At 47.1% G+C, this 11791-nt stretch carries 17 protein-coding genes; 12 read left to right on the forward strand and 5 right to left on the reverse strand.

The window, feature by feature from the left end; all coding sequences use genetic code 11:
* Positions 1-80 precede the first annotated feature (80 nt).
* Genes rnd through EZMO1_RS18255 form a run of 4 tightly spaced genes read left to right on the forward strand, consistent with a single transcriptional unit; the run spans position 81 to position 2478 of the window.
* On the forward strand, positions 81-1217 hold the full coding sequence (gene rnd, locus EZMO1_RS18240) for a ribonuclease D (protein WP_034876486.1): 1137 nt from the start codon (positions 81-83) through the stop codon (positions 1215-1217).
* Between the two features lie 15 nt (positions 1218-1232).
* Complete coding sequence (locus EZMO1_RS18245) at positions 1233-1499, forward strand: YcgL domain-containing protein (protein WP_034876484.1); 267 nt, start codon at positions 1233-1235, stop codon at positions 1497-1499.
* A gap of 32 nt (positions 1500-1531) precedes the next feature.
* Positions 1532-2002, forward strand: a complete 471-nt coding sequence (locus EZMO1_RS18250) for a hypothetical protein (protein WP_034876482.1) — start codon at positions 1532-1534, stop codon at positions 2000-2002.
* A 26-nt stretch (positions 2003-2028) separates the two neighbouring features.
* A complete protein-coding gene (locus EZMO1_RS18255) occupies positions 2029-2478 on the forward strand; it encodes a YcgN family cysteine cluster protein (protein ID WP_034876480.1) in 450 nt (149 codons plus the stop codon).
* A 5-nt stretch (positions 2479-2483) separates the two neighbouring features.
* Here the strand turns inward: EZMO1_RS18255 and EZMO1_RS18260 are convergent, their stop codons facing one another.
* The gene (locus EZMO1_RS18260) at positions 2484-3047 is read right to left on the reverse strand and encodes a nitroreductase family protein (RefSeq protein WP_236632024.1); all 564 of its coding nucleotides are present in this window, start codon (positions 3045-3047) and stop codon (positions 2484-2486) included.
* A 163-nt stretch (positions 3048-3210) separates the two neighbouring features.
* Here EZMO1_RS18260 and EZMO1_RS18265 point away from each other — a divergent pair, with 163 nt between their 5' ends.
* The 5 genes from EZMO1_RS18265 (at position 3211) to EZMO1_RS18285 (ending at position 6283) form a co-directional block, all read left to right on the forward strand.
* Complete coding sequence (locus tag EZMO1_RS18265) at positions 3211-3657, forward strand: MASE2 domain-containing protein (protein ID WP_034876478.1); 447 nt, start codon at positions 3211-3213, stop codon at positions 3655-3657.
* Positions 3658-3759: 102 nt separating this feature from the next.
* Positions 3760-4164 carry a hypothetical protein gene (locus EZMO1_RS26965; protein WP_061509633.1) on the forward strand — a complete coding sequence of 135 codons (405 nt, stop codon included), beginning with the start codon at positions 3760-3762 and terminating at the stop codon, positions 4162-4164.
* A 23-nt stretch (positions 4165-4187) separates the two neighbouring features.
* Positions 4188-4514 carry a hypothetical protein gene (locus EZMO1_RS27855; RefSeq protein ID WP_061509635.1) on the forward strand — a complete coding sequence of 109 codons (327 nt, stop codon included), beginning with the start codon at positions 4188-4190 and terminating at the stop codon, positions 4512-4514.
* 211 nt (positions 4515-4725) lie between these two features.
* On the forward strand, positions 4726-5307 hold the full coding sequence (locus tag EZMO1_RS18280) for a hypothetical protein (protein WP_061509251.1): 582 nt from the start codon (positions 4726-4728) through the stop codon (positions 5305-5307).
* A 52-nt stretch (positions 5308-5359) separates the two neighbouring features.
* Positions 5360-6283: an adenylate/guanylate cyclase domain-containing protein gene (locus EZMO1_RS18285; RefSeq protein WP_051790017.1), complete on the forward strand. Its 924-nt coding sequence runs from the start codon at positions 5360-5362 to the stop codon at positions 6281-6283.
* On the opposite strand, the gene EZMO1_RS26975 is transcribed toward EZMO1_RS18285, so the two are convergent.
* Together EZMO1_RS26975 and EZMO1_RS18295 are read right to left on the reverse strand one after the other, a co-directional pair.
* Complete coding sequence (locus tag EZMO1_RS26975; RefSeq protein ID WP_160174069.1) at positions 6284-6421, reverse strand: hypothetical protein; 138 nt, start codon at positions 6419-6421, stop codon at positions 6284-6286.
* A gap of 538 nt (positions 6422-6959) precedes the next feature.
* The gene (locus EZMO1_RS18295) at positions 6960-7220 is read right to left on the reverse strand and encodes a hypothetical protein (protein ID WP_034876474.1); all 261 of its coding nucleotides are present in this window, start codon (positions 7218-7220) and stop codon (positions 6960-6962) included.
* 298 nt (positions 7221-7518) lie between these two features.
* On the opposite strand from EZMO1_RS18295, the gene EZMO1_RS18300 reads away from it, so the two are divergent.
* On the forward strand, positions 7519-8394 hold the full coding sequence (locus EZMO1_RS18300) for a hypothetical protein (RefSeq protein WP_222842140.1): 876 nt from the start codon (positions 7519-7521) through the stop codon (positions 8392-8394).
* A 305-nt stretch (positions 8395-8699) separates the two neighbouring features.
* On the opposite strand, the gene EZMO1_RS18305 is transcribed toward EZMO1_RS18300, so the two are convergent.
* The gene (locus tag EZMO1_RS18305; protein WP_034876471.1) at positions 8700-9140 is read right to left on the reverse strand and encodes a beta/alpha barrel domain-containing protein; all 441 of its coding nucleotides are present in this window, start codon (positions 9138-9140) and stop codon (positions 8700-8702) included.
* A 125-nt stretch (positions 9141-9265) separates the two neighbouring features.
* On the reverse strand, positions 9266-10090 hold the full coding sequence (queF, locus tag EZMO1_RS18310; protein WP_034877472.1) for an NADPH-dependent 7-cyano-7-deazaguanine reductase QueF: 825 nt from the start codon (positions 10088-10090) through the stop codon (positions 9266-9268).
* 272 nt (positions 10091-10362) lie between these two features.
* Here queF and EZMO1_RS18315 point away from each other — a divergent pair, with 272 nt between their 5' ends.
* Positions 10363-11433 carry a transposase gene (locus tag EZMO1_RS18315; protein ID WP_145912660.1) on the forward strand — a complete coding sequence of 357 codons (1071 nt, stop codon included), beginning with the start codon at positions 10363-10365 and terminating at the stop codon, positions 11431-11433.
* Positions 11430-11789, forward strand: a complete 360-nt coding sequence (locus EZMO1_RS18320) for a hypothetical protein (RefSeq protein ID WP_034875937.1) — start codon at positions 11430-11432, stop codon at positions 11787-11789. Before EZMO1_RS18315 ends, EZMO1_RS18320 begins: the two co-directional genes overlap by 4 nt.
* Positions 11790-11791 lie beyond the last annotated feature (2 nt).

Consider the following 11791-nt stretch of genomic DNA (forward strand, 5'->3'; position numbering starts at 1 on the left):
CATTAATGCTTCGGCAATTATTCATTCGCATTAAATGCCCATTTTTTTATAATGGCCATTTACTCTGACAGCGGTCGATTATGCCAGTCCCACATCCTGATCCCATCTGGGTTACAGACAACGACACTCTTGCCACGTACTGCACCCAATGGCTGAAACTGGATGCCATCGCGCTGGATACCGAATTCATTCGCACCGATACTTTTTACCCGAAACCCGGTCTGATTCAACTGGGCACAGGTCAGGAAGTCTTTCTGCTCGACCCTGTCACCATCGACAACTGGCAACCTTTTGCACAACTGTTGAACAGTGAAGAAGTCGTTAAAGTGTTGCACGCCTGTAGTGAAGACATCGAAGTGTTTCACCTTCTGACCGGTAAGAAACCCGCTGCTATGTTCGACACACAGCTGGCGGCGTCTTATGCCGGTCTGGGGCATTCACTGGGTTATCAGAATCTGCTGAAAACACTGCTGGATATTGACCTGCCCAAAGATGCCACCCGTTCTGACTGGTTGCAGCGCCCCCTGACCGATGTTCAGGTCAGTTATGCCACGCTTGATGTGGTGCATCTGCTTGAGGTTTACCAGCTGCTCAAAGAACGCTTACAGCCATTACCCCAATGGCACTGGTTGCTGGAAGATTGTGCAAACCTGTCCAAAGGCGATCTCTACCCCGATCCGGAAGAACAGTGGAAAGAGGTCAAACGTGCCTGGCAGCTTCGTCCGAAACAGTTGTGCGTACTCAAGGCTCTGGCAGAATACCGTGAACGTGAAGCACGCCGCAGCAATGTACCCAGAAACAGAGTCATTCCCAAAGGTTCTCTGTGGCCACTGGCGCGCTATATGCCGGACAATGCCCGTTCACTGTCGGCTATTCAGGATATGCGACATACTGTTATACGCCATTACGGGGAAGAAATTCTCAGCCTGATCAAAATGGCCAGTGAATTGCCCAGAGAGCAATACCCTGAACCCCTGCCTGCTCCTCTGCCAAAATCCGCCAAAGAACATGGCAAACAGGTGAAACAGTACACCAGTGAAAAAGCACAGGAACTCAATATTTCTGTAGAGCTGCTAATGCTGAACAAACTGCTTTCTTCCCTGCTCCGAAGCCGGCTGGAACACGGTCAGTTTATCGTGCCGGAGCAAGCCAGAGGCTGGCGTCGTGAAGTGTTTGTAGAACCCATGATTGAACAACTCAACCAACCCGAACAATAACCAGAAAATAGCATCATGAAGAAGTTACTGGTCTCTATCTATAAAAGCAGTCGCCGAGAAGAAATGTACCTTTATGTTCTCAAGCAGGAGCAGTTGCAGAAGGTACCCGCTGCACTCATGGGCATGTTTGGCAAAGAGCAGCATGTTATGGATTTACTGCTCACCCCGGAACGACAACTGGCGAGAGTTGAGGTGGATAAAGTCATCAGCGAGATAGAAGACAAAGGCTTCTATTTGCAGATGCCTCCCTCCGATTCAGAGAAGCAGGCAGCGCAGCGCTGACCCTCAATATAAAAGGTTGTAACCCCTCTACTATGAAATTGACGACACACTGTACACTGGTGCTTTTACTGGGTTTCCTGACGGCTACAGCAAACGCTTCTAAGCCTGTAGAGGAAGACTATCTGGCCGTCACCACCCGCCCTTACTTCCATCCGGCTTATGAATTTGAAGATGGCCGGGCAGGAGGCTGGTGCTTTGATACCGCATTATTCAGGCTGGACAATGACGACATCCGGCAGGTCAGCATTGAAGAAAAGATCCGCGATCAGAAGCTGAAGACGGTTATTCCGGAACTGGCTGGTTATCCGGACAAGCCCACTCTGACCGAAACCTTTGATCAACACGACGGAAGACGTACTTTCTGCCTTCCCTACATTTTGCGTGGACCAGCGCTGGATGAACTGTCCGCCAGCGCCCGATTTATCTTTCCGGGCAACCCACAACCGGTAGAGCTGCAAAGTATTGAAACAGAAGCAGAAGCTGTGCCCGGTTTTCGTTTCTGAACTGATCCCAACACCTTTGACTGACTATGACTGAACAACATTTCTGGGAACAGAAAACCCTGTCTGAAATGACCCGGGAAGAATGGGAAAGCCTGTGCGATGGTTGCGGTCGCTGCTGCCTGCACAAGCTTGAAGACGAAGAAACCGGTGAGGTTTATTACACCGCCATCGCCTGTCAGCTTCTGGACACACATTCCTGCCAGTGCGCTGACTATCCAAACCGTAAGGCAAAGGTTCCGGGTTGCCTGAAACTGGGGCTTGAAGACATCCCGCAGTTTCACTGGTTACCTGACACCTGTGCCTACAGGCTGTTGGCGGAAGGCCAACCATTGCCCAAATGGCACCGGTTGATTTCCGGCTCGGACAACAGTGTCCACGAAGCCGGAATATCGGTACAGGTATTTGCCATTCCTGAGCAGCAGGTGCCGGAAGAAGACTGGGAAGACTACATTATTCCCATGTTACCCATTGAGTGAACCTTTCAGCCCTGCCACGACGTCACATAATCCTTTGTTTCCAGTGGTTCCTGCTTTTTCGCGGAGCCACCGGGTGTTCCCATATAAATAAACCCCAGCAACTGCTCATTTTCGGACAACCCGAGACCTTTTGCTGTTTCCGGATGATAATTCACCGCACCGGTTCGCCACATGGCACCCACACCCAGCGCATAGGCAGCATTCAGTATATTCTGAGCCGCCGCCCCCACTGACAACTGCTGTTCAACAGCCGGTACTTTAGGATGCTGTTTCACCTGACAGATCAGAGCCACCAGCAAGGGGGCTCTGAGTGGCAATCCTTTAAAACGGGTAATCGCTTCCGGTGCCAGATCCGGCTTTTCTGCCAAAGCCGCCTTGGCAAATACTTCACCCAGTGCGTGCCGGGCTTCGCCACTGATAGTCAGAAAACGCCAGGGGCGTAAACGGGCATGATCGGGAGCACGCAAGGCCGCCTGAAACATCTTTTCCAACTGTTCGGCATCCGGAGCTGGTTCGGTCAGCTGTGGTGTAGAAACTCTCTGGTGCAGCCCTTGCAACATATCCATCATCACTCCCCCTGACTGTGGTTTGCAGGTCAATACACTAGCATGAAATGAGGCCGGTGACTCCGAGAGGCCACTTTAAAAGCATCTCCCAATAAAAATTGTATTTCGAAAGCAAAACTGTGGAATAATTCACATCTGGAAAATAAGAATAAAAACTGACAAGCCCATGAGCGAGAACACCACTGGCAGTCTACTTCGCCAACCGGTTTGCAGAAACTACCCCTTAAGGTTTCTGTCTTATAGTCTGGTCGGCCTGGCGATAGCGTTCGGCATGTATCTTGGCAGTATCCCTGAAGATCGTTTCATCTTCGTCGTATACTGTATTGCCTACCCCCATGTCGCCACGCTGGTATTATTTTTTCTGAAGCGATACACAAACCGCAATGCGCTGATGCTGTCGCACATGGCGGACGCTCTTAATCTGGGCGCATTATTAACCATCAGTTGCCTGCCACTGCTTGAAACCCCTCTGTTTGTCACTATGTTAATCTCCACCGGACTGATCCGTTTCGGAACCCGGTCGCTGCTCTACAGTGTTCCCTCCATACTGGCAGCCATAGGGCTTATTCACTACCTATATCAACCCAAACCGTGGTCATGCCCCCGGAAATGACCCTGCTCAGCATTGTCACCTTCGCACTGCATTCTTTTATCCTAAATTCATCACTTGAGAATCCCGACTAAACTGTAACCCCATCTGCGAAGAGGGATACAGATGATTTTTCCACCAAAATCTGTTCACCCAAAAGGTGAACTTAAAGAACTCAGCAAAAAGTGCTCAACGACCTCTCTTGAAGTGGACACGTTTGAGGGAAAAATCCATGTTGAGTGGGAACCTGGCGCATCAGTCACACCAATGGGGCAGTTACCCTTTTTTATTCAGTTTTTAAAAACAGGTTGTAGATTTGAACCATGGGTTGAAGATTGCCCTTTAACTTACAAAAGCAATAACGCACCTGAAAAAGTTAATGTAATAGGTTCCCTTTTTCTCTCAATACTCTCAGGTCACAAACGTTATGCTCATATTGGAACGTTAACCGGGGATGGAGTGAATCCCAAATTACTGGGTATGACAAGGGTAGTCAGTGATGATTCTGCTCGTCGGGGTTTACTCAAATAGATGAGAAAGAAGGTGTTGAATGGATGCAGCATCATTTGCAGGAATGCTATGAACCCTTATTAAAGTTACCATGGATATTAGATGTCGACGTTACGATAAAAACCATTTACGGAAGTCAGGAAGGAGCAGAAACAGGTTATAACCCTCATAAGAAAGGGCGTCCTTCACATACTTATCATTCTTACATGATGGCTAATTTAAAGCTGGTTCTTGATGTTGAAGTTCAGCCCGGTGATAAAGGAAACAGTAAGCATTCATTGCCCGGTTTAATAAATCTATTAAACCGTCTACCAAAGAGTGTTGGCCTGAATTTGTTCGAGGTGATTGTGACTGGGGCAGTGACAGAGTGATGTCAGAACTCGAACAAGCAAATTGTGGCTATCTATTCAAAGTAAAGAGACAGCCAACGTCAAAAAGTCCATATACCATGCGCACTGTAGCGGGGGATGGGTTCGCTACAACAGATATTGGGAAGGCAAGGAGTCAGAATTAAAACTAGGTGGTTGGGAGAAATCAAGACGAATCATTATTGTTCGAAGAAGATTATCAGGTGATTCTCTGTTGCTGGAGAAAGAGAATAATAAGAAGCAAAAAGAAATCGCTTTTATCTCAGACCCTGAAAACATCAAACTCTTTGAGTACTCAGTATTAGTGACCAGTCTTGATAATGACGTTGTATCCATCATAGATCATTACAGAGACAGAGCTGACTGTGAAAATAATTTTGATGAAATCAAAAATCACTGGGGATGGGGAGGTTACACAACCAAGGATATAAAGCGATGTCGTATTCTATCAAGGATGGTTGCACTGGCATATAACTGGTGGACTTTGTTTGTAAGACTGAGCAATCCTGATTCGCATAAAGAAGCAATAACCAGCAGGCCATTATTGATGAGTGCTATTGGCAAGTTAACAGAGAGTGGGCGTAAGAAAAAAATAACGATTACCAGTCAGCATAATTTGATAAAAAAGATCCAAACAATGCAGGAAGATCTCTGTGTATTTTTTGATGCCATTAAGAAGACTGCAGCGCAGTTGACTCCAATTGATATCTGGTGCCGAATATTAACGAGGGCTGTGTCGAAATTTTTAACAAAAGGTGAAATTATTACGCCTGTCCAGCTTATTAACTCAAGTTAAGCGAAAGCAAGGTTTAGCAGGATAGTAGCTGGCATTGCTCTCTTAGAGCGCGGTGGGTAATCGCTCAACTGCTGAATTTAGGTTTATTCAATCACGGCAGCTGCGTCAGAAGCACAAAGCATTCACCGGCCTCAAGCAGGAAGCAGAAGAGCAGCAAAAACGTTATACGAAGCTGGCACACAACCTGTCCAAATACCTTTCACCGCAAGTCTGGGAATCCATCTTTCTGGGCAAGAAAGCGGTCAAGCTGGGCAGTCAACGCAAAAAACTGACCCTGTTTTTTTCGGATATCAAAGGTTTTACCGAGCTCTCTGAAGAACTGGAACCGGAAACCCTGACGGAACTGCTGAACCAGTACCTGACGAAAATGTCGAACATAGCGCTGCAACACGGTGGCACCATCGACAAATTTGTCGGAGACAGTATCGTTGTCTTTTTCGGCGACCCAAAAACCCGGGGACCCAAAGCCGATGCCAGAGCGGCTGTATCCATGGCCTTAGCCATGCGTGAGCAGATGCAGGTACTGCGAAAAAAGTGGCTTGATCAGGGGATCGAGAAACCCCTTGAAATTCGCATGGGCATCAACACCGGTTATTGTACGGTGGGTAACTTTGGCGCAGACAACCGCATGGATTACACCATTATTGGCAAAGAGGTAAACCTTGCCAGTCGTCTGGAAAGCGTTGCTGACGCCGGAGAAATACTGATTTCCCATGAAACCCGGTCGCTGGTCAGAGATGTCATTCTCTGCGAACCCATGGGCGAGCTTCCAGTAAAAGGCTTTAGTCGTCCAGTTTTGACATACCGGGTGCTGGACTTCCGGAGAAACCTCGGCTCCAACAAAAAACTACTGGAATTTGAAACCAAAGGGTTTTCAATGTCACTGGATCTTAACTCAATAGAAGATCATGAAGTCCGGCGAATCATCAAAACCCTTAACAGCAGTGCCAATGCCCTGCTGAAAAAAACAGATTGATTACAGTATTGCATGGTCAGGCTTTTGCTGAATCGTTCCCGGGTCGGCATAGCTGTAGTAAGTTCCTGCGGTTGGCTGATGAAGCTGGGACTGTACTGTTACCGGCTGCTGGTTGATAGACCGGTCATTACTGTACATTCAGATCCGGACTGGATAAGCATGCTAAGCTCATCAGCGCAGTCATGAGATATAAAAAAATCAATGACTAACTCCGGATCGATATCGATGTTCCTGTAATGCTCTGACAGGGCTGAAAAAACACGGACCCAGTCAGCACTCTCACATTCTTCGACTTCCAGTATGGAGGATGACCTCGGCCCGGTGGGTGATGCCATGACAAAGCTCTCTGCCCAGCTTATCAGTGCATGGTTTGGAACAATATTCAGTACCTCCTGTATCTCATAGATTTTGTACGGATTTCTGGTGATGACCTGCAAGAGTTGTCGGATCAGCGTCAGATAGGCCCTTCTTTCTCCCGCCATAGGGTCTGAATCCGAGAGCGTTTTCTCGTAATTTGAAAAAGGAGGCTTGTTACCATCACCACCAGCCCCATAATTGTCTGATGTTCTTAAAGGAAGTGTTGGAGATGCCTGATTGCTGGCCTCTAGATGATTCTGGTCACCACTGGATGGCGATCCTCTACATGATCTGAAACAATTCAAAAAGCCAAACGCTGTTACTCCGGGAACCGTTTCCCCAGTTTACTGTAGGTAAGGTAGCCTGTAGCAACAGGAGCATTGATGCTTCCCCGGTAGAAAAGACTGATGGAAGAACGGGAGGAAAGAAGAGAGTCATGAATCTCAAGTGTTAGCCCCGGTTTCAGATGGTTGACTGTGAAATAAGATAACAGACCGGCTGATGATATTTCATCAAGAGCAATTACCTTGTGACTGACAGTGATGAAAACAATAATCAGAATGTTTAGTTGTCTATTCATAGGTACCTCCTGATTCTTCAAAGTGTTTTCTCAGTCATTATATTTTGTTATCCGGTAACATCCGTACTGACGAAATTAAAGCATAGGTTATTAATGTTACTTTAAAACTTTGATGTTGCGCTGTTTGATAGCCCTTGTACAAACCGTAAGATTTCTTGAAAAAACGTTCCAGTTTTTTTGTTTTAAATGACCGGTTGTTTAAATCAATTTGGAGGAAGCAATTCTATATCCCCTTTAATTAAGGCAGCAGAAAGAATAATAGCTATTTTGTTAAGGTGCCATTTACGGAGATAATACGTTGAATAAAAAAATCATCTCTACATTACCAATGATTTTGGTACTGGTTTCCATTTCCTCAGTTGCAAAGATGGACGTAACTTGGTTTTACAGTAAAAAAGGAGTAATCGAAAAAAAAGTGATTACCCAGTATGATGAAGACAAAAGGCCATTTGCTTATTCTCTGCCTGAATCACGTCAAGGCCATTCTACTGATATGGTGGAGGAAGTGGTAGCGGGGTTTTCAGAGGGGCCGGATCTGATGCAGTATTTTCCAAGGGATAGCATGTTTCTTGCCGGTTCAATTGAACACAGCATTCCGGTTGAGGATTATGAATCCGCTAACTTTCGTTTCCGGTTGTTTCCTATTGGCTTTCTGCCCGGATTTTCTTCCAGCTACCGATCACTGAGGGTCGAACATATTGGAACTCTGCATAATACTGTTGTTGCCTATTTGAGAGCCGAAAGGCAGCCGACCGTTCGACTTTCAGAGTTTGAGCGAAATGAAATTATTCTGGAAACCAAAGCAGCCGGGACTCAAGCAGCAGAATCTTCCTCGACAGAGATTGAACCAGCCGAACCGGGCTCAGCAGAACTTGAGTCAGTGGTATCAAATTATTATTTAAGAGAGTTCAGAGATCAGACGGTCTCTGAATCTGATATACCAGAATCAACCTGTACCGTTGTTGTTAACTATCAACATGGCCTCTATCGAATTTTTATTATCAGAGGTTTTGCCAATGCATCACAGATTCAGAATATCATCTATCTGGCGACCTTAGGTCGGACTTACCGGGGTCGAACCTATTATCAGGCCTCTGTCTATGTGGATGCTTTTCATTCCATGTTAAGGCTTGATCCTGAAAGAGGGTGGCTGGATGAACCTGATGCTGACTGAGTTAGAGGCAGCACAAAAAACGATATTTCATAGTTTTAAGCAGATGGCAGTGTATCTATTCTGGTATATGGCGTATGACCTTAATAAATCTTCAGGCTGGGCACTGAAATAATCTCGGCTATCTCTGCTGGTCAAAAAGCAGCGGCGTATTTTAGTACGCTAGAGCTTAAATCGAATGACTGGCGGTTGGTTCATACCATTTGTTCGGCCTACTCACCACCGTTCCTGAACTAATGAAATACAGCAGGGCTACAAATTGACTCCTTAACAACAGTGCCAATGCCCTGCTGAAAAAAACAGATTGATTACAACCATTTAAAGGATTCAGCCAGTCGATTCAGAAACTGGCAAATGAGCTTCACATCCGGCTTTTCACCCCGTTCATTCCACAGCACTGCCACTGTGTTTTCCCTGCAGATCACCCGAACCACAGAGTCTGGTAAAGCCGTCAGCCAGTCCCGGGTAATGCCTGCAGAACCGCTCCAGATTCCCTCCGGGCTTTTTTCCATGGAAACCGCCACCATTTCATCGGAAGCTTCAATAGGCAGCGAATACTCCAGCCATGGACCATCAGTCGGATCTACACCCACAGGCAACGCACTGGCACCTTTAATCTCACGACAGCTTAACCCGAGCTTGATGGCTTTATTACGCAACGACATTCGGTGACGCTCTGCGCGGGAAGGCAGCAACCAGAACAGATTGCCAAGAATAATCAGAAGGACAAGGGCGATAATCCAGATCATGATATTGTTCTCATTATTATTACTGGATGCTGTTCAGCAGGCTATGTCAGGACAACACAAACCTGCTAAAAAGCCTGTCCCAAATATACAACACTGGTCAGTTATTGGAACTGTTTTACCGCTATTTATTGCCTGACCAGACGCAGACGATTGGTTTCTTTGTGATGAGTACTGCGCCATGGATTGATATCCAGACCACCACGACGTACGTACTGGGCATACACCGTCAACTCATCCATCTGGAACCGTTGCTGAATGTCAGTAAACACTCGCTCAGCACACTGCTCGTGAAATTCCTGATGTTCACGGAAAGAACAAATATAACGCAGGAACGATTCGTGGTTGATCGCCTCTCCCTTGTACTCCACCACAATGGTGCCCCAGTCAGGCTGTCCGGTGACCGGGCAATTGGACTTCAACAGGTTGGAATGAATGGCTTCTTCAACCTTCCCGTCACCCTTGGTCAGAAAATCCGGCTGGTACATGTAGGTATCAATGGCAACATCCAGTTCGTCCACACAGGTGCCCGGAGCCTTACTGAAGCCAAAGACTTCCATTTCAGCCACGGTCATCAACTCGACCTTCACCGGTGCACCCGCCGCGTCAGACAAGTCTTTCACCATCGTCTCACGGGCTGCTGATACACTCTCGAACCGACTCTGATTAAAAGAGTTCAGGTACAGTTTGAACGACTTGGACTCAATCAGGCAGGGAGAGTCGCAGGGCAGCTCGAAACGGGCGACCATCGCCACCGGCTTACCGCGACCATTCAGCCAGGAAATTTCATAGGCGTACCAGACATCACAACCCACATAAGGCAGGTTTTGCGGGTCAAGCCCCAGCTGTTCCTGCTTCTCTTTACGGGGAATGGGAAAAAGAATGGAAGGGTTGTATTCCGTTTCGTACAGACTGGTCTTGCCCAGCTGGGACATTTCGACCGAATTCGCCATGATCATTTACGCCTTTATGTCAGAGTCTGACTGAAAAATAGTCGTTCAGGGCGTGAATTATCGTGGATGACAGTCTTTTATTCAAACAGACTACTTTATTACTCGATGCTGCAGTTTTTGATATTTGAGGGAGAGCAGGAAATGGCAGGGTGGCATAAGAGCAGACTACTACTGCAGCTCCGAATTCAAGCCTTGCGAGATTCCATCATAGCCACAGCAGCAGGTTGGAGGTAAGATCTCATAGGAACTTAATAACCGTCAAGTGTCGTATCTTGCTAATTCGCCCATTACCCGTTGTCACTGCCTTTCTGGATGCTTTGAATGATTCGCTCAAGTCCATCAATTCCTCTGCGCAGTTGAGTAGATCCCAGAAAGTGGCACTGGGCGTTTTTATCATGGGAATCGTGGTAACTAAAACTATTAACTGGGCTGCTTTTGAGCGCAGAAGCTTAGGCAGATTCAAAGCGACCCGTCTGTGCTGGATGTTTTATCAAGCAGAAATTGCATGGCAAAGCCTGCTACAGGCCAGCGTCAGAAATATTCTTCTACGCTATGGAATACAAAGTGGAACCCTTGCTATCGACGATACAGGAAAAAAGCGCACTAAAAGGACTTCAAAAATCGACGGTGCCCATAAGATAAAAGACAAATCAACAGGTGGTTATTTTAATGGGCAGGAACTGGTGTTTATGGTGCTCGTTACTGAAGTAGCTACCTTTCCAGTAGGGTTTCGCTTTTATATTCCTGACCCTGAGTTATCTGCATGGAGGAAGAAAGACAAGGCGCTCAGGAAGCAAGGCATTCAGAAAAAAGAACGACCGAACCGTCCTGAGCCAGATCATGTTCGTTACCCCACCATGCAGTCGTTGACGCTGGTTATGCTGCAAGAATTTGTTGATTCGTTTCCCAACATTACGATCAAAGCAATTCTCGCTGATGCACTGTATGGCACAGGAGACTTTATGGATAAGGCTGCGGAAATAACAGGCGGAGCCCAGGTTGTCAGCCAACTGCGCTCGAATCAGAAAGTATCCAACCGAAACCACTCGGAAGCGACTCTCAAAGCTTACTTTTCGCGCCAGAAAGGCGCTGAAACTCAACTCATAATACGCGGTGGCAAAGAAGAGCAGGTCACGATGCTGGCTGCTCGGCTGTATGTTAAGGCTCATGGGAAAAGACGTTTTGTTATTGCCCTGAAGTATGAGGGTGAAGAGGATTATCGCTATCTGGTGGCTTCAGATATGTCATGGCGGCATACCGACATAGCCAGGATTTACACCTTGAGGTGGTTGGTCGAGGTTTCATTCAAGACTGGAAAGCTCATTGTGGCTGGAACAGGTTGAGCAAACAGCAAGGTGCTGACGGATCGCAGCGCGGCGTGATCCTGAGCCTGCTGTGCGAACACATGCTGTTACTGCACCCTGAGCAATTCGTCCTACTGAAAAACAAACAGGCCGGAATGCCCGCAGGCTGTCTGATCGAACGCCTCAATGCAGAAGCCTTGCTTGCTACGGTGAAATCAGTGGTTGAATCGGAAGATCCAGATACCGAGCTTAAGGCTCTGGCCTTAGCCTTAGAGCATACTTTGCCCAAGCGGGAGTCGAGCAGGCATATGGCTGGTAGAGACCTGGGAGAACAAAAGGCAACTGACTCACTCAAAGCACACGCCCGGAAGTTTAAACTTTTAGATGCAGCTTAGAA

Origin of the sequence: Endozoicomonas montiporae CL-33 (genome assembly GCF_001583435.1) — a bacterium.
Classification (GTDB): Bacteria; Pseudomonadota; Gammaproteobacteria; order Pseudomonadales; family Endozoicomonadaceae; genus Endozoicomonas_A; species Endozoicomonas_A montiporae.

Bases quoted from the DNA above. Each gene is read 5' to 3' on its own strand.
- rnd (WP_034876486.1), top strand. From the start codon at position 81: ATGCCAGTCCCACATCCTGATCCCATCTGGGTTACAGACAACGACACT.
- EZMO1_RS18245 (WP_034876484.1), top strand. From the start codon at position 1,233: ATGAAGAAGTTACTGGTCTCTATCTATAAAAGCAGTCGCCGAGAAGAA.
- EZMO1_RS18250 (WP_034876482.1), top strand. From the start codon at position 1,532: ATGAAATTGACGACACACTGTACACTGGTGCTTTTACTGGGTTTCCTG.
- EZMO1_RS18255 (WP_034876480.1), top strand. From the start codon at position 2,029: ATGACTGAACAACATTTCTGGGAACAGAAAACCCTGTCTGAAATGACC.
- EZMO1_RS18260 (WP_236632024.1), bottom strand. From the start codon at position 3,047: ATGATGGATATGTTGCAAGGGCTGCACCAGAGAGTTTCTACACCACAG.
- EZMO1_RS18265 (WP_034876478.1), top strand. From the start codon at position 3,211: ATGAGCGAGAACACCACTGGCAGTCTACTTCGCCAACCGGTTTGCAGA.
- EZMO1_RS26965 (WP_061509633.1), top strand. From the start codon at position 3,760: ATGATTTTTCCACCAAAATCTGTTCACCCAAAAGGTGAACTTAAAGAA.
- EZMO1_RS27855 (WP_061509635.1), top strand. From the start codon at position 4,188: ATGCAGCATCATTTGCAGGAATGCTATGAACCCTTATTAAAGTTACCA.
- EZMO1_RS26975 (WP_160174069.1), bottom strand. From the start codon at position 6,421: ATGTACAGTAATGACCGGTCTATCAACCAGCAGCCGGTAACAGTACAG.
- EZMO1_RS18295 (WP_034876474.1), bottom strand. From the start codon at position 7,220: ATGAATAGACAACTAAACATTCTGATTATTGTTTTCATCACTGTCAGT.
- EZMO1_RS18305 (WP_034876471.1), bottom strand. From the start codon at position 9,140: ATGATCTGGATTATCGCCCTTGTCCTTCTGATTATTCTTGGCAATCTG.
- queF (WP_034877472.1), bottom strand. From the start codon at position 10,090: ATGGCGAATTCGGTCGAAATGTCCCAGCTGGGCAAGACCAGTCTGTAC.